Source organism: Chitinivorax sp. PXF-14 (assembly GCF_040812015.1).
Lineage (GTDB): Bacteria > Pseudomonadota > Gammaproteobacteria > Burkholderiales > SCOH01 > JBFNXJ01.
Window position 1 is genome coordinate 102,684 of sequence record NZ_JBFNXJ010000014.1, and the last position, 20,259, is coordinate 122,942.

The 20,259-nt window shown below is 63.9% G+C and carries 16 protein-coding genes and 1 pseudogene; 13 read left to right on the plus strand and 4 right to left on the minus strand.

All coding sequences use genetic code 11. The annotated features are described in order from the left end of the window. Positions 1-241: 241 nt before the first annotated feature. Together ABWL39_RS16405 and ABWL39_RS16410 are read right to left on the minus strand one after the other, a co-directional pair. Positions 242-382, minus strand: a pseudogene (locus ABWL39_RS16405) (AEC family transporter); the annotation flags it as partial. Positions 383-616: 234 nt separating this feature from the next. Next, positions 617-841 (minus strand): hypothetical protein, encoded by a 225-nt coding sequence (locus ABWL39_RS16410; RefSeq protein WP_367793687.1) that lies wholly within the window; start codon positions 839-841, stop codon positions 617-619. A gap of 345 nt (positions 842-1,186) precedes the next feature. Here ABWL39_RS16410 and ABWL39_RS16415 point away from each other — a divergent pair, with 345 nt between their 5' ends. Together ABWL39_RS16415 and ABWL39_RS16420 are read left to right on the plus strand one after the other, a co-directional pair. Then, positions 1,187-2,521, plus strand: coding sequence for an aspartate aminotransferase family protein (locus tag ABWL39_RS16415; RefSeq protein ID WP_367793689.1), 1,335 nt, complete (start codon positions 1,187-1,189; stop codon positions 2,519-2,521). A 92-nt stretch (positions 2,522-2,613) separates the two neighbouring features. Then, complete coding sequence (locus tag ABWL39_RS16420) at positions 2,614-4,281, plus strand: GMC family oxidoreductase (RefSeq protein WP_367793691.1); 1,668 nt, start codon at positions 2,614-2,616, stop codon at positions 4,279-4,281. A 62-nt stretch (positions 4,282-4,343) separates the two neighbouring features. Here the strand turns inward: ABWL39_RS16420 and ABWL39_RS16425 are convergent, their stop codons facing one another. Together ABWL39_RS16425 and ABWL39_RS16430 are read right to left on the minus strand one after the other, a co-directional pair. Then, positions 4,344-5,843 (minus strand): aldehyde dehydrogenase, encoded by a 1,500-nt coding sequence (locus tag ABWL39_RS16425; RefSeq protein WP_367793693.1) that lies wholly within the window; start codon positions 5,841-5,843, stop codon positions 4,344-4,346. 35 nt (positions 5,844-5,878) lie between these two features. After that, complete coding sequence (locus ABWL39_RS16430; RefSeq protein ID WP_367793696.1) at positions 5,879-6,433, minus strand: cupin domain-containing protein; 555 nt, start codon at positions 6,431-6,433, stop codon at positions 5,879-5,881. 269 nt (positions 6,434-6,702) lie between these two features. Between ABWL39_RS16430 and ald the strand changes: the two genes are divergently transcribed. From ald to ABWL39_RS16485, 11 genes are all read left to right on the plus strand, one after another. After that, entirely contained in the window at positions 6,703-7,821 is a 1,119-nt protein-coding gene (ald, locus tag ABWL39_RS16435; RefSeq protein ID WP_367793749.1) for an alanine dehydrogenase, read from the plus strand. Further along, positions 7,818-8,621 (plus strand): gamma-glutamyl-gamma-aminobutyrate hydrolase family protein, encoded by an 804-nt coding sequence (locus tag ABWL39_RS16440; RefSeq protein ID WP_367793699.1) that lies wholly within the window; start codon positions 7,818-7,820, stop codon positions 8,619-8,621. The genes ald and ABWL39_RS16440 overlap by 4 nt, the downstream gene beginning before the upstream one ends. A gap of 69 nt (positions 8,622-8,690) precedes the next feature. Beyond that, entirely contained in the window at positions 8,691-10,025 is a 1,335-nt protein-coding gene (locus ABWL39_RS16445; RefSeq protein WP_367793702.1) for a glutamine synthetase family protein, read from the plus strand. Positions 10,026-10,176: 151 nt separating this feature from the next. Beyond that, positions 10,177-11,556 (plus strand): aspartate aminotransferase family protein, encoded by a 1,380-nt coding sequence (locus tag ABWL39_RS16450; protein ID WP_367793705.1) that lies wholly within the window; start codon positions 10,177-10,179, stop codon positions 11,554-11,556. Positions 11,557-11,622: 66 nt separating this feature from the next. Continuing rightward, entirely contained in the window at positions 11,623-12,552 is a 930-nt protein-coding gene (gene speB / locus ABWL39_RS16455) for an agmatinase (protein ID WP_367793708.1), read from the plus strand. A gap of 3 nt (positions 12,553-12,555) precedes the next feature. Then, on the plus strand, positions 12,556-13,845 hold the full coding sequence (locus ABWL39_RS16460; protein ID WP_367793711.1) for an NAD(P)/FAD-dependent oxidoreductase: 1,290 nt from the start codon (positions 12,556-12,558) through the stop codon (positions 13,843-13,845). Between the two features lie 184 nt (positions 13,846-14,029). Then, a complete protein-coding gene (argS, locus tag ABWL39_RS16465; RefSeq protein ID WP_367793714.1) occupies positions 14,030-15,754 on the plus strand; it encodes an arginine--tRNA ligase in 1,725 nt (574 codons plus the stop codon). 205 nt (positions 15,755-15,959) lie between these two features. Continuing rightward, entirely contained in the window at positions 15,960-17,057 is a 1,098-nt protein-coding gene (locus ABWL39_RS16470; RefSeq protein WP_367793717.1) for an extracellular solute-binding protein, read from the plus strand. Between the two features lie 157 nt (positions 17,058-17,214). After that, complete coding sequence (locus ABWL39_RS16475; protein ID WP_367793720.1) at positions 17,215-18,342, plus strand: ABC transporter ATP-binding protein; 1,128 nt, start codon at positions 17,215-17,217, stop codon at positions 18,340-18,342. Next, positions 18,339-19,295 (plus strand): ABC transporter permease subunit, encoded by a 957-nt coding sequence (locus tag ABWL39_RS16480; protein WP_367793723.1) that lies wholly within the window; start codon positions 18,339-18,341, stop codon positions 19,293-19,295. Before ABWL39_RS16475 ends, ABWL39_RS16480 begins: the two co-directional genes overlap by 4 nt. Continuing rightward, the gene (locus tag ABWL39_RS16485) at positions 19,292-20,188 is read left to right on the plus strand and encodes an ABC transporter permease subunit (protein WP_367793726.1); all 897 of its coding nucleotides are present in this window, start codon (positions 19,292-19,294) and stop codon (positions 20,186-20,188) included. Before ABWL39_RS16480 ends, ABWL39_RS16485 begins: the two co-directional genes overlap by 4 nt. Positions 20,189-20,259: the final 71 nt, after the last annotated feature.

Genomic DNA, 20,259 nt, shown 5'->3' on the forward strand with positions numbered 1-20,259 from the left:
CTGGTGGTGGCAGCCCAGCTTTACAGACTGTTACAAAGCCTTACATGGGCTTAACAGACGAGGCAGGCAGGCGCCGATAGAATGCAACACATCGGTTGGGCCTAAGCCGTCCCGGCCGATTGAAGTATCTCCCTCCGTTGTTGTAACCTCTTCAAGGTACAAATTCGAGGCGCCGCGTGCGCCTCTTTTTTTGCTCCGGGGTGATGTAGCCAAAGCCAGGCGGCACCCTGGGGGGCACTAGCTACAGGCCCGGCAAAGCGAACAGCAGCGTCACGGGGATGACGACCAGACTCAGCAGATTGCCCAACAGCACCAGCGATGCCACACGGGCGGGCTCCTGGCCGTATTGCTCGGCCACCAGGTAGTTGAGCACGGCCAGCGGCTTTGTCATCTGCCCACCGGCAAGATGATTCGTGCGATCGACAGGATCCGAGGCATTACACGACATCGCGCCCCTCAGAAAACAAGGTAAGCAGCCTCAAAGCGTCAGCGCGAGCACGTGATGGTCAGGCAAGGCTCACAGGCCCATCCACCGGACACGCGAGGCCGAGAACGAAATTGATGCCGGGTTTCGCCCGTGGCAGACGTTTCGAGGCGCCCTTCCGTTGGCGATGGCTCAATGCCGGGTGGGCTTCTTCGGCAGGCCCCTCACCCAGGCTGGCTCGGCAGAGGAACCGGGCAGATGCCCAAGCAGCACCTGCTGCCAGCTATCGATCCGCTCCGATTCGGCGGGCCTCACCGCCAGCCTCAGCTGGCGGCGCTCCAGGCCTTGACTGGTGGCATCGGGTTCTGCCGTGTCGGCAGAGTCGGTTGGATGTTCCGCAAACGATGTTCGGCGCATGATGGCTACCTCCCTATTGCAATTGAACAAGTGACGCCCGGCGTCTCGATGGTGCGGCGCGTCATTTCTGCAAAAGCAAGCATAGGGCCAGCGGCCGGATCGACAAACTGTGCGGCGCCATTCGCTGGAATGGGCCGGCATCAGCCGTGCGCCCCACCCTGTAATCAGTGAACGCCACGCTCGGCCTGGCCCCAAGATATGGCGACATCAAACGGCACGCCCCCGGATGGTGCGCCACCACAGCGGCAATCGCGTTGCCCGCCATCCATGTATGGCGGGCTGTCCTACAATGAAAATCCATCCGCCGTGCGTGCCAGCGATGGCCGCTAGCCCAGGAGTTCATTCATGTCTTTGCCGTCGCTCGACGCCAGCACCCTCTCGCCCTACTGGATGCCGTTCACGCACAACCGCTATTTCAGGGACCACCACGAGCTGCGCATCATCGAATCGGCCGAGGGGGTGTACTACACCACGCGCGAAGGCCAGCGCCTGTTCGACTGCCTGTCCGGCCTGTGGTGCAGCGGGCTCGGGCACCGCCATCCGGCGATTGTCGAGGCCGTCAAACGTCAGCTCGACACCGTCGATTACACGCCAGCCTTCCAGATGGGCTATGAGCCGACCTTCCGCCTTGCCGGGCGTATCGCGGACATGGCACCGGCAGGTTTCGAGCAGGTGTTCTTCACCAACTCGGGCTCGGAGGCAGTCGACACGGCACTCAAGATCGCGCTGGCCTATCACCGCCTCAAGGGCGAGGCACAGCGCACACGCTTCATCGGGCGCGAGAAGGGGTATCACGGTGTCGGCTTTGGCGGTATCTCGGTGGGTGGCATGGTGGCCAACCGCAAGATATTTGCAGCGGCGATGCTGCCTAGCGTCGACCACCTGCCACATACGCACAACCTCGAGCAAATGGCGTTCTCGCGCGGCCAGCCAGCCTGGGGCGGCCATCTGGCGGACGAGCTGGAGCGTATCGTGGCGCTGCACGACGCCTCGACCATCGCCGCGGTGATCGTCGAGCCGATGCAGGGCTCGGGCGGTGTCATCGTGCCGCCTCAGGGCTATCTGCAGCGCTTGCGGCAGCTATGCGACCGGCACGGCATCCTGCTGATCTTCGACGAGGTGATCACCGGCTTCGGCCGAATGGGTGCGCCATTCGGTGCCCACTATTTCGGCGTCACGCCGGATCTGATGACCTTTGCCAAATGCGTCAACAACGGCACGGTACCGCTCGGTGGGGTGATCGTGAAGCAGGCCATCCACGATACATTCATGCAGGGGCCGGACCACCTGGTGGAGTTCTTCCACGGCTACACCTATTCCGGCCACCCGCTCGCCGTGGCCGCGGCACATGCCACGCTCGACATCCTGCGCGACGAGAACATCTTCGAGCGCGTGCAGACATTGACCCCAGTGCTCGAAGACGCCGTGCACGCCCTCAAGGGCGAAGCGCATGTGATCGACATCCGCAATTGCGGCCTTGCCGCGGCAGTCGAGCTCACCCCTATCGACGGCAAGCCGGGCCTGCGCTCATTGCGGGTGTTCGAGGCAGCACTCAAGCGCGGCATGCTGTTCCGTTTTTCCGGCGACATCATCGCCATGGCGCCGCCATTCGTATCGACGCCACAACAGGTGCAAGACATGGTGACCGTACTGCGCGAGGCGATTCGCGCAGTAGCCTAAGCCACACCGGCCTTGCCGGAAATCACCGGGGCCAAAGACGTAAGACTGTCCTACAATCATCTCCAGGTTGCCCCATCACAAGAGGAGATACGATGTTCGATTACGTCATTGTCGGCGGCGGCTCGGCCGGCTGCGTGTTGGCAAACCGCCTGAGTGCAGACCCGACGATCAAGGTCTGCCTGCTCGAAGCGGGCCCGCCCGACACCCACCCATTGATCCACATGCCGCTCGGCATCCTGTGGATGATGCGCAGCAAGGTATTGAACTGGAATTTCAACACGGCAGCAGAACCAGCCCTCGGCGGGCGCCGCCTGTTCTGGCCGCGCGGCCGCACCCTGGGCGGCAGCAGCTCGTCCAACGCCATGTGCTATCTGCGCGGACACCAGGTCGACTACGACGCCTGGACGGCACTCGGCAACGAGGGCTGGAGCTTCGATGAGGTGATGCCCTACTTCCTGCGCGCGGAGCACAACGAGCGCGGCGCATCGGCCCATCACGGCGCGGGCGGGCCACTCAATGTGGCCGACCTGCGCAGCCCGAGCATCCTCTCGCGTGCCTTCATCGATGCCGGAGAACAGGCCGGCCTGCCCCGCAACGACGATTTCAACGGCGCCGAGCAGCAAGGCGTAGGCCTGTTCCAGGTCACGCAGAAGGATGGCCGCCGCTGCAGCGCCGCACGCGGCTACCTGGCACCGGTGCGCCAGCGCCCTAACCTGACGGTGATCACCGATGCGCAGGCCACGCAGGTCCTGTTCGAGGGGCGCCGCGCGGTGGGCGTGGCCTACCGCCAGGGGGCAAAGCAAAAAGAGGTGCGCGCCCGGCAGGAGGTACTGCTGTCCGCCGGCGCGATCCAGAGCCCGCAGCTGCTGATGCTGTCAGGCATCGGCGACGGCACCGAGCTCAGTGCGCAGGGCATTCCGTGCGTCCACCACCTACCAGGGGTGGGCAAGAACTTGCAGGACCATCTCGACGTGACGCTGGTGCAGGCCAGCACCAAGTCGGTCTCCTACGGCATCACCTGGCGCAATGTGCTGAGAAGCGCGTGGGACATGGCGCGCTACCTCATCTTCCGCGACGGCATGTACACCACCAATGGCGCCGAAGGCTGCGCGTTCGCCAAGAGCCGCCCGGAGGAAGCCGCGCCGGACCTGCAGTTCCATTTCACCCCGGGGCGGCTGAAAGACCATGGGCGTGACCTGCGCTTCCTGCTTGGCGACGGCTACTCGCTGCATGTCTGCAATCTGCGCCCCAAGAGCCGTGGCGAGATTCGCCTGGCGTCGCGCGACCCGCTGGCCCACCCCGACATCCGCGCCAACTACCTGAGTGACCCCGAGGACATCGAGCACATGGTACGTGGCGTCAAGCTGGCGCGCCGCATCCTCGCCGGCCCGGCGTTTGATCGTTATCGCGGAGCCGAGCTGGTGCCGGGCAAGGCGGTGGTCAGCGACGACGACATCCGCCGCTTCATCCGCGACAAGGCGGAGACCATTTACCACCCGATCGGCACCTGCAAGATGGGGCGCGACGCGCAAGCCGTGGTCGACCCCGAGCTGCGTGTGCATGGCGTGTTCGGCCTGCGCGTGGTGGACGCGTCGATCATGCCGCTACTGGTGGGCGGCAACACCAATGCGCCGACGATCATGATCGCCGAAAAGGCGGCCGACATGATCATTGCCGCGCGCAAGACCTGCGAAACGCTGGCGAGCCTTGGCAGCCCCACCTTTCAGACACAGACCCAAGCCGATTTCATGCCCGTGTGAGCACGATCATGCCAAAAACAAAACCCCGCCTTGGCGGGGTTTTGTACTGCTGGGCGGCAACATCAGCGTAGCCTCACCAGGGTGGACTTGAGCTCCGTGTACTTCTCCAGCGCATGCAGCGACTTGTCGCGGCCGTTGCCCGACTGCCGGTAGCCGCCGAAGGGGAAGTTCATGTCCCCGCCCTCGTCGTAACAGTTGACCCACACCGTGCCGGCGCGCAGACGCCGCGCCGCATCGTGCGCGGTGGTCAGGTCAGCGCTCCAGATCGCGGCGGCCAGGCCGTAGTCTGACTGGTTGGCGATTGCGATGGCTTCGTCGAGCGTATCGAAGCTCACCACTGACAGCACCGGCCCGAAGATCTCCTCCCGCGCGATGCGCGCATCGGTGCCGGAGACATCGAACACGGTCGGCTCGATATAGTAGCCGCCCGTCTCCTGCCTCACCTGCTGGCCACCGGCCAGCAGGCGTGCGCCGTCCTGCCTGCCGGACTCGATATAGCCCAGCACGCGGTCTAGCTGGATGCGGTCGACGATCGCGCCCATATTGGTCGCCGGGTCGAGCGGATGGCCTGGCTGGTAGCGGCGGGCCTTTTCCAGCAGCTTGTCGAGGAACATGTCCTTGATGTCACGGTGCAGCAACAGGCGCGAGCCCGCTGTACACATCTCGCCCATATTGTAGAAGATGGCCCCCGCAGCGGCAGCGGCGGCCCGGTTGAAATCGGGGCAATCGGGCATGACGATGTTCGGCGACTTGCCGCCGAGTTCGAGCCAGACACGCTTGAGGTTGGATTGCCCGGCATACTGCATGATCTGCTTACCGACGCCGGTCGAGCCGGTGAACGCCAGGCAATCGACATCCATGTGAAGCGCCAGCAGCTTGCCCGCGACACCAAAGCCGGGCACCACATTGAACACGCCATCGGGTATGCCGGCCTGCTTGGCCAGCGCCGCGATACGGATCGCCGTCAGCGGCGACTTCTCGGAGGGCTTGAGCACCACCGAATTGCCGGCGGCAAGCGCCGGGCCGATCTTCCAGCTTGCCATCAGCAGCGGGAAATTCCACGGCACCACGCAGGCCACCACGCCGATCGGCTCATGGGTGACCATGCCGACCAGGTGGTTGTCCGCCGGCACGACCTCGCCCCCCCACTTGTCGACGGCCTCGCCATACCACTCGATGCAGTAGGCCGTACCGGGGATGTCGACCGACGTCGTATCGCCGATCGGCTTGCCGGCATCGAGCGTCTCAAGTAGCGCCAGCTCGTCGGCATGGTGCCGGATCAGCTCGGCGAAACGGCCCATCACCTTCTTGCGCTTGCGCGGATTGGCCCCCGACCAGACACCCGATTCGAACGCCTGGCGCGCCACGGCCACCGCCGCATTGATGTCGGCCTCGTCGCACTCGGCCACCTGGGTCAGCACGCGGGCGTCGATCGGGCTGATGCAATCGAAGGTCTTGCCGGAATGGGCCGGCACGTAGTGTCCGCCGATGAAGGCGCGGCCTTCGATGTGCAGGCCGGCGGCCTGCTGCTGCCAATCGGCAAAGGACTTGTTACTGGGCATGACGACTCCTTGGGGGCCGACGTGTTGCCGGCGGGTCAGAAGTTGGACAGGGAATTCGCGCTGACGATTTCGCAGATGTCGTTATCCGGGTTGCGGAAGCGGTGCGGCAGCTGCGAATCGAAGTAATAGCCGTCGCCGGCCAACAGCACGCGGGTATCGCCATCGACGGTCAGCTCGACCCGGCCGCTGATCACCACGCCGCATTCCTGCCCTTCATGCTGCAGCATCTCGTCGCCGGTATCGGCCAACGGCTCGTAGGTCTCGCGCAGCATGGTGATCTTGCGGTCCTTGAGGCCGTGGCCCACGAGAAAAAAAGCCACATGATCGCTGCCGATATTGGGCATTTCGTCTTTACTGAAGAAAGGCGAAGGCTTGACGGGCTCTTTCACGTCGAAGGTGAAGAACTCGGCCAGTGACATCGGGATGCCGTCGAGCACCTTTTTCAGCGACGACACCGAGGGGCTGACGCGATTTTGCTCGATCAGCGAGATCGTGCTGTTGGTCACGCCAGCACGCTTGGCCAGCTCGCGCTGCGACAGACCGAATTTCTCGCGGATCAGGCGAAGGCGTGTCGATACTTCGAGAGACATGGCGGTTTCCGTCAGACAGTTGGGCGTTTTAAATACTTTACGGGGATGGTAAACATTTTCACAGCTGCCAGCAAAATTTATTTCCCGAAACATGCACTAAACTGGTGATAAAAGGCGCATTTGCGGTGCACAAAAATATTTTTTGCAACGCACCGTTGAATAAGTTTGACACTTCAAGCAAACGAGATGTTGAATATATTGGACGCAAGCCCACAAACGCTTGTCTGACCCGACGGGCCGACACAGTCGATCTCCACAAGGAGGCAATGATGCTGATAGGCGTACCCAAGGAAATCAAGAATCACGAGTACCGTGTTGGCCTGACCCCAGCCGGCGTCAAGGAGCTGGCCAGGCACGGCCACCAGGTGCTGCTCGAAACCGGTGCGGGGACGGCCATCGGCTTCCCCGACGAGCAATACGCAGCAGCCGGCGCCGAGCTCGTGGCGGCCGCCGCCGACATCTTCGGCCGCGCCGAGATGATCATCAAGGTCAAGGAGCCGCAGCCCGTCGAGTACCGCATGCTGCGCCACGGCCAGATCCTGTTCACCTACCTGCACCTGGCGCCGGACCCCGAGCAGACGCGCGGCCTCGTCGACAGCGGTGCGATCGCCATCGCCTATGAAACGGTGACCGACGACCGTGGCGGTTTGCCGCTACTGGCGCCGATGTCGGAAGTGGCCGGCCGCATGTCCATCCAGGCGGCCGCCCGCGCCCTGGAAAAATCGCAGGGTGGCTCCGGCGTGCTGCTCGGCGGCGTACCGGGCGTGGCTCCGGGCCACGTCACCGTGATCGGTGCCGGGGTGGTTGGCCTCAACGCGGCGCGCATGGCCATGGGCTTGGGTGCGGAGGTCGCCATCCTCGACCGCTCGCTGCCGCGCCTCAAGGAAATCGATAATGTCTTCGGCGGCCGCATCAGGACGCTGTATTCGACCCAGGATGCAATCGAGCAGGAGCTGCGCCAGGCCGACGCGGTGATCGGCGCCGTGCTGATCCCGGGTGCGGCGGCGCCCAAGCTGGTGACGCGCGACATGCTCGGGCTGATGAAGCCTGGCTCGGTGCTGGTCGACGTCGCGATCGACCAGGGAGGCTGTTTCGAGACCTCGAAACCGACCACGCATCAGGACCCGACCTATGTCGTGGATGGCATCACCCATTATTGCGTCGCCAACATGCCCGGCGGCGTGGCACGCACCTCGACCATGGCCCTGACCAATGCCACGCTGCCATTCGCCGTAGCACTTGCCGACAAGGGCTATCGGAACGCGCTGCAGAGCGACCCGCACCTGCGCAACGGCCTCAATGTGTACCGGGGCCAGATCACCTACGAGGCCGTGGCGCACGATCTCGGCTACCCCTACCTGCCCGCGCTGGAGGCGCTCAGAGAATGATCAAAAGTTCGTTTCCACCGACCCCGACGAGACGAAAGCCGGTGGTCGGCATCTGCGCCGACCGCCGCATGCTCGGGGCCCATCCATTCCATCTCGTTGGCGAGAAATACATTACCGCCATTGTCGAAGGCGCTGGTGCCTTCGCCATCCTGCTCCCCTCCCTGGGCGAGCTTCAGGATATCGATCACACGCTGTCGCTGGTCGATGGCCTGCTCTTCACCGGCAGCCCGTCCATGGTCCACCCGCAGCACTATCAAGGCCCCGACCTGGAGCCCGGCACCCTGCTCGATGCGCATCGCGACGCGACCACCTTGCCGTTGATCCGGCGCGCGATCGACCAGGGCGTTCCGGTACTCGGCATCTGCCGGGGGTTTCAGGAAATGAACGTGGTATTCGGCGGCAGCCTGCTGCAGAAAATCCATGAGCAACCGGGCCGCCTCGATCACCGAGAGGACAAGGAAGCCGAGCTCGACGTGCAATACGGGCCGGCCCACCCGGTGGTGTTCACCACGGCGGGGCTGCTGCACCGCATCACCGGGTTGGCCGGCACCCAGGTCAACTCGGTGCATCAGCAGGGAGTCGATCGCCTCGGCACCGGGCTGGTGGCGGAAGCCATCGCACCGGATGGGCTGATCGAGGCCTTTAGCGTGGTCGACAGCCCGGCCTTCGCGCTGGCGGTGCAATGGCACCCCGAATGGAGATTTGCCGGCAACCCGGTGTCGGCCAGCCTGTTTGAGGCCTTCGGCGAAGCCTGCCGCATCTATCAGGCCAGCCGCCTGCCAGTGATGAAGCCGGAGTAGTGAAGAACGACGCGGAACCTCAGCCACCTCGTTCAACACTCGCAACGCACAATCAAAGAGACACGCATCATGGACCGCATTCACGATTTCTTCCGAGAACACCGCATCACCGAGGTCGAGTGCATCATCCCCGACATGACCGGCATCGCGCGCGGCAAGATCCTGCCCAAGAGCCAGTTCGCCTCCGGCGAGAACATGCGCCTGCCTACGGCCGTGCTGATCCAGACCGTCAACGGCGACTATCCGGACGATGACAACATCACCGGCCCCACCGACCCGGACATGGTATGCGTGCCCGACCCGACCACTGTCTCGCTGATTCCCTGGGCGGAAGACCCGACCGCCGTGGTCATCCACGATTGCGCGCACTTCGACGGCACGCCCGTCGACATCTCGCCGCGCTACGTGCTGCGCCGCATGCTCGATCTCTACGCCAAGCGCGGCTGGAAGCCGCTCGTCGCCCCCGAGCTCGAGTTCTACCTGATCGAGCGCAACACCGACCCGAACGAGCCGCTGCGCCCGCCCATCGGCCGCACCGGTCGGGCCGAAACCGGTCGCCAGTCCTACAGTATCGACGCGGTGAACGAGTTCGATCCGTTCTTTGAAGATGTCTACGACTACTGCGACAAGATGCAGCTCGATATCGACACGCTGATCCACGAAGTCGGCGCGGCGCAGATGGAAATCAACTTCCTGCATGGCGACGCGCTCGACCTGGCCGACCGCGTGTTCATGTTCAAGCGCGTGGTGCGCGAGACGGCGTTCCGCCACAACATCTACGCCACCTTCATGGCCAAGCCGATGCAGGACGAGCCCGGCAGCGCGATGCACGTGCATCAGAGCGTCACCGACGCCGCCACCGGCCGCAACATCTTCTCCAACCCGGACGGCTCGCCGTCCGACCTGTTCCTGTCCTATGTGGCCGGGCTGCAGACCTATATGCCGCACGTGATGCCGATCATGGCGCCGTATGTGAACTCCTACCGCCGCCTGAGCCGTTACACCGCCGCGCCGATCAATCTGCAGTGGGGCTACGACAACCGCACGGTGGGCATCCGCGTGCCCAACAGCGGCCCGAACGCACGCCGCGTGGAAAACCGCGTGCCGGGCGTGGACGTGAACCCGTATCTGGCCATGGCAGCCACGCTGGCCTGCGGCTACCTGGGCATGGTGAAGGGGCTCAAGCCATCCGAGCCGATGACGACCAGCGGCTATGCCCTCGACTACGAGCTGCCGCGCCACTTAGAAGACGCGGTGGAAGTGATGCGGGCGAGCGCCGACATCGCCGAGGTGCTCGGCGCGCATTTCGTCAACGCCTACTGCGCCGTCAAGGAAAAGGAATACGACACCTACTCGCGCGTGATCAGCTCATGGGAGCGCAAGCACCTGCTGCTGCATGTTTAGAACCGACGCAATCGGCCCAGCCGATTGCGTCGGGTTCTCGCCTCGATGCAGAAGGCATCGATGGAGCAGGTGACATCACATCCAGACGTTTGGTGCCAGCCCATGCCCAGCCAGGGCTGGCCCTCCACAACATGTTTCCGGAGACCGTTTCATGACCACCGTTTTCGCCGACCGCAGCACCCGCGAATGGCAGGCCCTCGATGCCGCCCACCACATTCACCCGTTTTCCGACATGGGCTCGCTCAACAAGGCGGGCAGCCGCGTCATCACCAAGGCACAAGGCGTCTACCTGTGGGATTCGGACGGCAACAAGATCATCGACGGCATGGCCGGCCTGTGGTGCGTCAACATCGGCTACGGCCGCAAGGACCTGGCCGAGGTCGCCTACAAGCAGATGCTGGAGCTGCCCTACTACAACACCTTCTTCAAGACCACGCATCCGCCGGTGATCGAGCTGTCCAAGCTGCTGGCCGAGGTTGCGCCGGCCGGTTTCGAACATTTCTTCTATTGCAACTCGGGCTCTGAAGGCAACGACACCACGCTGCGCGTCGTGCACCAGTACTGGGCGTCGCTCGGCAAGCCAGGCAAGAAGCACGTGATCTCGCGCAAGAACGCCTACCACGGCTCGACCATCGCCGGCGCCAGCCTCGGCGGCATGGGCTATATGCACGAGCAGATGCCATCGCCAGTGCCCAATATCGAGCACATCGACCAGCCCTACTGGTTCGCCGACGGCGGCGCGCTGACGCCAGCCGAATTCGGCCTGCAGTGCGCGCGCCAGCTCGAAGCCAAGATTCTCGAACTCGGCGCCGACAATGTCGCGGCCTTCATCGGCGAGCCGTTCCAGGGCGCGGGCGGCGTGATCTTCCCGCCCGAGAGCTACTGGCCCGAGATCCAGCGCATCTGCCGCCAATACGACATCCTGCTGTGCGCCGACGAGGTGATCGGCGGCTTCGGCCGCACCGGTGAATGGTTCGCGCACCAGCACTTCGGCTTCGAGCCGGACACGATGACGCTGGCCAAGGGCCTGACCTCGGGCTATGTGCCGATGGGCGCGGTCGCCATCCACAAGCGCATCGCCGAGCCGATCATCGCGGCTGGCGACTTCAACCACGGCCTGACCTACTCCGGCCACCCGGTGGCGGCGGCCGTGGCTGTGGCCAACATCAAGGCGCTGCGCGACGAGGGCATCGTCGACCGGGTGAAGAACGAAACCGGCCCCTACTTCCAGAAATCGCTGCGCGAGGCGCTGTCGGGCAACGCCATCGTCGGCGAGGTGGCCGGCCACGGGCTGGTGGCCGGCATGCAGCTGACCGAGGACCGCGCCAGCCGCAAACGTTTCGCCAACGGCGGCGATGTCGGCCTGCTGTGCCGCGATTTCTGCTTCAAGAACAACCTGATCATGCGCGCAACAGGCGACCGCATGCTGCTGTCGCCACCGCTGGTCATCTCGAAGAGCGAGATCGACGAGCTGGTCGAAAAAGCCGCGCACTGCCTGGCGCTGACGGCCAGGGAGCTGGGCCGGGCCTGACACCACGGGCGCGGGGCGCGTCATCATCGCGCCCCTTTTTGTGATCCCCCTTGCACCCAGCCAGCCATGAGCGACTACGACTTCGCCTACCTCCACAAGCCCGGCTTTCTCGGCGCGCCGATGCAGGATGCCGGCAAGCCCTACGCCGTCGTCGGCATCCCCTTCGACAGCGCGGTCACCAACCGTCCCGGCGCCCGTTTCGCGCCACGCGCGATTCGTGCCGCGAGCCAGATGCTGTGCGACGGCATCCACCCGCATTTCGACGTCTCGCCCCTGGGCCAGCTCACCGACCTGGGCGACATCGCGCTACCCAACACCGCCCTGGCGCCCGCTCGCGAACGGCTGCAAGCGGCTGTGGAAGCCATGCTTGGGCGGCACCACTGCTGTTGGCTCGGCGGCGACCATTCGGTCACGCTGGCCATCCTGCGCGCCTACCGCAAACACTACGGCCGCCCGCTGGCGCTGGTCCATTTCGACGCTCATTGCGATACCTGGGTCGATCACTTCGGCGAGCCATCCGGCCATGGCACCTGGACCTACGAGGCCATCCAGGAAGGCCTGGTGGTGCCCGAGGCCACAGTGCAGATCGGCATTCGCTCGGCGGGCGCAAAAGACGCCCGCGAGTATGTGAACAGCGTCGGCGGCCGCGTGTTCGGCGCACGCGAGCTGCGTGGCCTGAGCTCGCCGGCACAGCTCGCACCATTGCTGGATGAGATCCGCCGCCGTATCGACGGCGCGGGCCGCCCGCCGGTTTACCTGACGCTCGACATCGACTGCCTCGATCCGGCCTTTGCCCCCGGCACCGGCACACCCGAGCCGGGCGGGCTCGACACCAACCAGGTGCTGACGATACTGGAGGAGCTTGGCGACCTGCCCTTCGTCGGCATGGACTGCGTCGAAGTCGCCCCGCCCTTCGACCATGCCGAGCTGACCTCGAACGCCGCCGCGGTGTTCGTCTGGACCTATCTCTGCCAACGCATCGCGAGCACCCGCTAAGCCATGTTCGCCCGGGACGCCAAGCTCAACCACCACTCCTACTACGAGGCCAGCATCTCGCGCCCGGTGCCGGAGCCGGCGCTGGCTGGCGCGGTCACGGCCGATGTCTGCGTGGTCGGCGGCGGGCTGGCCGGGCTGTCGGCGGCGATCGAGCTTGCTCAACGCGGTTACCGCGTCACCTTGCTCGAAGCACGGGACATCGGCTGGGGCGCATCGGGCCGCAACGGCGGGCAGGCAATCGCCGGCTATGCCTGCAGCAACGGGGTGTTCGAACGCGCGCAGGGCATCGTGGCCGCGCGCCAGGCCTGGCAGGTATCGCTCGACGCCATGGGCCTGCTGCGTGAGCGTATCGAGCGATTTGCCATCGACTGCGACTTCGTGCCCGGCTACATGACGGTGGCGGTGGGCGCGAAAAACGTGCGGGCGCTACGCGACGACCACGCGGCACTGGCGACGCGTTACCACTACGACCAGCTACGCTTCATCGAGCCAGCCGAGATTCGCGACTGGATCGCCAGCCCGCGTTACCGGGCCGGCCTGTACGATGCCGGCAGCGGCCATCTGCACCCGCTCAAATACACGCTCGGCCTCAAGCGCGCGGCGGCGGTGCTGGGGGTGGCGATCCACGAGCACAGCGAAGTCACGCGGCTGACGCACGGCAGCACGGTGACGGTGCACACGGCCGGCGGACAGGTCAGCGCAAGCCATGCGGTGCTGGCGGGCAATGTCTACCTGGGGCCGGTGGCCGCACGCATTGCGGCGCGCATCATGCCGGTGGGGACCTACATCATCGCCACCGAGCCGCTTGGCGCCGAGCGTGCCGACGCCCTGATCCGCCAGCGCATCGCTGTATGCGACAACCATTTCGTGCTCGATTACTTCCGCGTGACAGCCGATCACCGCATGCTGTTCGGCGGCCGCGTCAGCTATTCCGGGCTTACACCGCCCAACCTGCCCACCGTGATGCGCGGCAATATGGTGCGCGCATTCCCGCAACTGGCCGATGCGAAGATCGCCTATTGCTGGGGCGGCTTCGTCGACATCACCATGAACCGCGCCCCCGATTTTGGCCGGCTCGCCCCCAACGTGTTCTATCTGCAAGGTTTTTCCGGCCACGGCCTGGCGCTCACCGGCATGGCCGGGCGGCTGGCGGCGGAGGCGATTGCCGGCCAGGCCGAACGCTTCGACCTGTTCGCGCGGCTGCCGCACCGCCCCTTCCCCGGCGGGCCATGGCTGCGTACCCCGGCACTGGCGCTGGGCATGCTCTACTACCGCCTGCGAGACCTGCTATGAACGCCGATCGAGCCGTGTTTTCCACGCATACGCTGCAGCGCAACAAGCGGTTTGCCCTGTGGGCGCCCGTCACAGTAAAATCGCCGGTTTTGCCGTGCGTTGCGACAGAAATGGCCGGGATCGCCCAAGCCGTTTTGAATACAATGAGTTGCAACGCCCACAACAGTCACACCGGGATTCGACCATGACCTTGTTGCAACTTCTCTCCTCACGTTTCGAAGCCGCGCTGGCTGCAGCCGGCGCGCCAGACGCACAAGCACTGGTGCAACCCGCCGGCAAACCCGAGTTTGGCGACTACCAGGTCAACGGCGTGATGGCCGCTGCCAAGCGCCTCAAGATGAACCCGCGCGAGCTGGCGCAGAAGGTGGTCGACAGCGTCGATGTCGCCGGCGTGATCGACAAGATGGAAATCGCCGGCCCCGGTTTCATCAACCTGCACCTGTCCACCGCCTGGCTCGGTGCCCACGTCGAGCGCGCGCATGCCGACGCCAAGCTGGGCGTGCCGCAACAGGCACCGAAGAAGGTCATGGTCGAATACTCGTCGCCCAATGTGGCCAAGGAAATGCACGTCGGCCACCTACGCTCAACCATCATCGGTGATGCGCTGGCACGCGTGCAGGCCTTCCTCGGCCACGATGTGCAGCGCGCCAATCACGTCGGCGACTGGGGCACGCAGTTCGGCATGCTGACCGCTTACCTGCTCGAAGTCCGCTCGACCGAGCATACCGACGCCGCGATCGCGCTGAACGACCTCGAAGCCTTCTATCGCAAGGCCAAGCAGCATTTCGACGAAGACCCGGCCTTTGCCACGCGGGCCCGCGAGTACGTGGTCAAGCTGCAATCGGGTGACCCGGAAGTGCTCGCGCTGTGGCGCCAGTTCGTCGACATTTCGCTGTCGCACTGCGAGGCGGTGTACCGCAAGCTCAACGTTCAGCTCGGCCGTGGCGACGTGCGCGGCGAGAGCGCCTATAACGACGACCTGCCCGTCGTGGTCGCGGACCTGCGCCAGCAAGGCCTGCTGACCGAAGACCAGGGCGCGCAGGTGGTGTTTCTCGACGAATTCAAGAACAAGGAAGGCGAACCGCTCGCCTGCATCATCCAGAAATCGGACGGCGGCTATCTGTACGCCACCACCGACCTGTCGGCCGTGCGCTACCGCCACACCCAGCTCGGCCTCGATCGCGTGATGTACGTCGTCGACGCGCGCCAGGCGCTGCACTTCCAGCAGATATTCACGATCGCACGCAAGGCCGGTTACGCCCCTGCCGACATGCAGCTCGAGCACATTGCCTTCGGTACCATGATGGGCGAGGACAACAAGCCGTTCAAGACGCGCTCGGGCGGCACCGTCAAGCTGATCGAACTGCTCGAGGAGGCCGAAGAACGCGCCTACCAGCTCGTCACCGACAAGAACCCGGCGCTGGCCGATGCGGCCCGCCGCGACATCGCCAGCGCCGTCGGCATCGGCGCGGTCAAGTATGCCGACCTGTCGAAGCACCGCACCTCGGATTATGTGTTCAGCTGGGACTCGATGCTGGCCTTCGAGGGCAATACCGCGCCGTACCTGCAATATGCCTATACACGCATCCGCAGCATCTTCGGCAAGGGTGCCATGTTCGACCCGCAGGCGGCCGTGGTGCTGACCGAGCCGGCCGAGCGCGCGCTCGCGCTGCAGCTCGCGCAATTCGGCGACAGCGTATATACCGTGGCCCGCGACGCGGTGCCGCACCTGCTTTGTTTGTATCTGTATCAACTGGCGACCCAGTTCATGCGTTTCTACGAGGCATGCCCGGTCTTGAAGAGCGAAGGCGCGGTTCAACAGAGCCGCCTGAAGCTGTGCGACCTGACGGCCAAGACACTGGCCGCCGGCCTCGACATGCTGGGCATCAAGGTACTGGAGGCGATGTAAGGCACGGCATTTGCTTGTATCAAGTGCAACAAGCCGCCGTTTTAGCCCAGATCGCATACCCACGGCTACACAGGTGTGCTGTAATTGCGCCTGTCGGCAGGGGGGAGTGTCCGGTGCCGATTGGGTAAGGCGTGTGGCGGTGCATCAGCGCACCGGCAGCGCCAGGGAAGTTGTGGTTCGACCTTTATAAATTGGAGTGAAGTCCATGAATAAGCAAAAATTTGCGGTCAAGCTCGCTGCCGCCGTCATCGGTCTGTCGGTGTCGGCCGTCTTCGCCGCCGGCAACGTCAACATCTACAACTGGCAGGATTACATCGCCGACAACACGCTGAAGGATTTCGAGAAGGAAACCAGCGTCAAGCCCAAGTACGACGTGTATGACAGCAACGAGACGCTGCAAGCCAAGCTGCTGACCGGCAAGAGCGGCTACGACGTCGTCTATCCGTCGATGGACTTCGCCGCCAAGCAGATCAAGTCCGGCATCTACCTCAAGCTCGACAAGTCCAAGCTGCCCAACCTGGCCAACCTCAACCCCAAGATGCTGGAAAAGCTCAAGGTTGCCGACCCGTCCGGTGAATACCTGATCCCCTATATGTGGGGCACCGCGGCCTTCGGCATCAACGTCGACAAGGTGAAGAAGGCCCTGGGCAGCGAGCCGATGCCTGCCGACATGTGGGAACTGATCTTCAATCCGAAATACACCTCGAAGCTCAAGAGCTGCGGCATTTCCTTCATGGAAGGCGGTTCGGATGTGTACGCGATGTACAACATCTACAAGGGCCGCGACATGATGGACTTCAGCAAGGACACGCTGGAATCGAACAACAAGGAGCTGGCCGCGATCCGCAAGGACGTCAAGAAGTTCATCCAGGCGCCGATCGACCTGCTCGCCAACGGCGACGTCTGCGTGGCCATGGGCTACAACGGCGACGTCTACATCGCCCGCGATCGTGCCAAGGAAGCCAAGAAGCCGCAGAACATCGAATACGTGGTGCCCACCAAGGGTACCCAGCTGTGGATCGATGCCATGGCCATTCCCAAGGACAGCAAGAACGTCGACAACGCCTACAAGTGGATCAACTTCATCATGAAGCCCGAGACCGTCGCCGCGATCTCGAACAAGGTGAACTACGCCAACCCGAACCTGAAGGCGACGCCGCTGGTCGACAAGAAGCTCAAGGATGATCCCAAGATCTATCTGAGCGAAGAAGCGCTGGCCAAGCTGCAACCGAAGCAGCCAATGGAAGCGGAAGTGCAGAAGCGGGTCACCACCTACTTCAACAAGTTCAAGAGCGGCAAGTAACCGCCACGTGGGACGGCGAGGCAGCCCGCCTCGCCGTTTTTTAAGAGTAGCGGGGAATCAGGTGCTACTGACATCTGCTTCGCGTCGGGCCGAGCGGCCGACACGGGCGAAACACATGTCAACAGCACAGTCCCCAGTGCAGACGGAGACGCACATTGTGCCGTTAGACAATGCCGTAGCCAGCCAGGCTGGCAGCAAACAGGCTTACCTGGAAATTCGTGGCATCACCAAGAAATTCGGTGACTTTACCGCCGTGGACGACGTGGAGCTCAAGGTTCCGCGCAACGAAATCTTTGCACTGCTGGGAAGCTCCGGGTCAGGCAAATCCACCCTGCTGCGCATGCTGGCAGGCATGGAGAAGCCGACCGAGGGCCGCCTGATCCTCGACGGCGAGGACATCACCGACCTGCCCTCCTACGCCCGTCCGATCAATATGATGTTCCAGTCGTATGCACTGTTCCCGCACATGAGCGTGGAGCAGAACATCGCCTTCGGCCTGAAGCAGGACAAGCTGCCCAAGGCCGAGATCGAACAGCGCGTGAACCAGATGCTCGACCTGGTGCAGATGCGCAAGTACGCCAAGCGCAAGCCGCACCAGCTCTCCGGCGGCCAGCAGCAGCGTGTGGCCCTGGCACGCTCGCTCGCCAAGCGCCCTAAGCTGCTGCTGCTCGACGAGCCCCTGGGCGCGCTCGACAAGAAGCTGCGCATGCAGACCCAGATCGAGCTCGTCAACGTGATCGAAAAGGTCGGCGTGACCTGCATCATGGTGACGCACGATCAGGAAGAAGCGATGACCATGGCCAGCCGCATCGGCATCATGTCCGAGGGCAAGCTGCTGCAGGTCGGCGGCCCGCGCGAAATCTACGAGCACCCGAACTGCGTGTTCACCGCCGAGTTCATCGGCTCGACCAACACCATCGAAGGCAAGCTGGTCGAAGATGAATCCAGCCACATCCAGATCGAGAGTCCCGAGCTCGACAACCGCATCTATGTGAACCACGGCATCACCGGCGCCTTGGGCATGGATCTCGCATTCACCGTGCGCCCGGAAAAAGTCACCGTGTGCCGCGAGCAGCCTGCCGGCCAGTTCAACTGGGCAGCCGGCGAGGTCGCCGAAATCGCCTATCTCGGCAGCTTTTCGATCTACCATGTGCGCCTGAAGGGCGGCCGCGTGATTCTGGCCCATGTGCCGTCCACCCACTGGGGCGAAAGCGAGCCGCCGACCTGGGGCGACAAGGTATTCGTCAAGTGGACCGACTACGCCGGGGTGGTGCTGACATCATGATCAAGGGACTCCTGCAACGCATTCTGCCTCGCGGCAGGACGGTGGTGACGGCAGTCCCTTACACCTGGCTGCTGTTCTTCTTCCTGCTGCCCTTCTTCTTCGTGCTCAAGATCAGCTTCACCGAGGCCGACGTGGCGCAGCCACCGTACACGGCCATCGTGCAGCACGAAGACCAGAAGACCATCATCACGCTCAACACGAGCAAGTACCACACGATATTCGACGAGGCCGACACCTTCGTCGAGAAGGGCATCGCCCAGGGCGTGGCCGACAGCCAGTACATCCTGTCGTACTGGAACTCGCTCAAACTGGCCTTCTTCACCACCGTGCTGTGCCTGCTCATCGGCTACCCGATCGCCTACAACATCGCACGCGCCGACGAAGCCACGCGCAATACCCTGCTGATGCTGGTGATGCTGCCGTTCTGGACGTCCTTCCTGCTGCGCGTGTACGCCTGGATCGGCATCCTCAAGGACAACGGCGTGATCAACAACCTGCTGATGAGCATGGGGCTGATTCAGGAGCCCATCCCGCTGCTCTACAACCAGTTCTCGGTGATGGTCGGTATGGTCTACAGCTACCTGCCCTTCATGATCCTGCCGCTCTACGCCCACCTGGTGAAGCTCGACGGCAGGCTGCTCGAAGCCGCGGCCGACCTCGGCGCCAAGCCGTGGGATACCTTCTTCAAGATCACCCTGCCGCTGTCGGCCGGCGGCGTCATCGCCGGCTCGATGATGGTATTCATCCCGGCCGTCGGCGAATACGTGATCCCCGAATTGCTGGGTGGCGGCGAGGTGCTGATGATCGGCAAGCGGCTGATGGATGATTTCGGCGCCAACCTCGACTGGCCACAGGCCGCGGCTGTGACGGTGATCATGATGATCCTGCTGATCGCACCGATTGTCTGGTTCCACCGTTTCGAAGCCAAGCAGATGGAGGAAGGCACGCAATGAGCGCCAACAAGATGCCGCTGGGCAATAAGCTCTACATGCTGCTCGGCTTCTTCTTCCTGTATGCACCGATCGTCAGCCTGATGATCTACTCGTTCAACGAATCGCGCCTCGTCACCGTCTGGGGCGGCTTCTCGCTCAAGTGGTATCAGGTGCTCTTCCGCGACGAGGCAGTGATCGCAGCGGCCAAGCTGAGCTTCAAGATCGCCTTCCTGACCGCGACGCTGGCCGTCGTGCTCGGCACGATTGCCGGCCTGGTGCTGGCCCGCTTCGGCCGCTTCAAGGGCAGCTCACTGTTCGCCGGCCTGGTCACGGCGCCGATGGTGATGCCTGAGGTGATCGTCGGCCTGTCGATGCTGCTCCTGTTCGTCGCGCTGCAGACCTCGCTGGGCTGCGGCGACGAAACGCTCGGCCTGCTCAACTCGGCCGGTTGCTTCGCCTTCGGCGAGCGCGGCATGGTCACCATCTGGATCGGCCACACCACGCTGTGCACCGCCTATGTCGCGGTACTGGTGCAAAGCCGCCTGCGCGAGATGGACCGCTCGCTCGAGGACGCCGCGATGGACCTGGGTTGCCGCCCGTGGAAGGTGTTCTTCGTCATCACCATCCCGGTGATTTCGCAGGCGCTGGTATCGGGCTGGCTGCTGAGCTTCACGCTGTCGCTCGACGACTACGTGCTCACCGCCTTCCTCTCGGGCCCTGGCTCCACCACGCTGCCGCAATGGATCTTCTCGTCGATCCGCCTGGGCCTGACACCCGAGATCAACGCGCTGGCCACCATCATCATCTCCGTGGTGACGGTGTTCGTGGTGGTGTCGAACCGCCTGATGATCTCGGCACAGAGCAAGCGCGACAAGGCGATGCAGGAAGCCTTCGCGGCCTCCGGCCAGGGTTAGCCTGCCACGGCAACCAAAACAAAAACCCGGCACTCAGCCGGGTTTTTGTTTCTGGGCAACGGCGCCCGGCC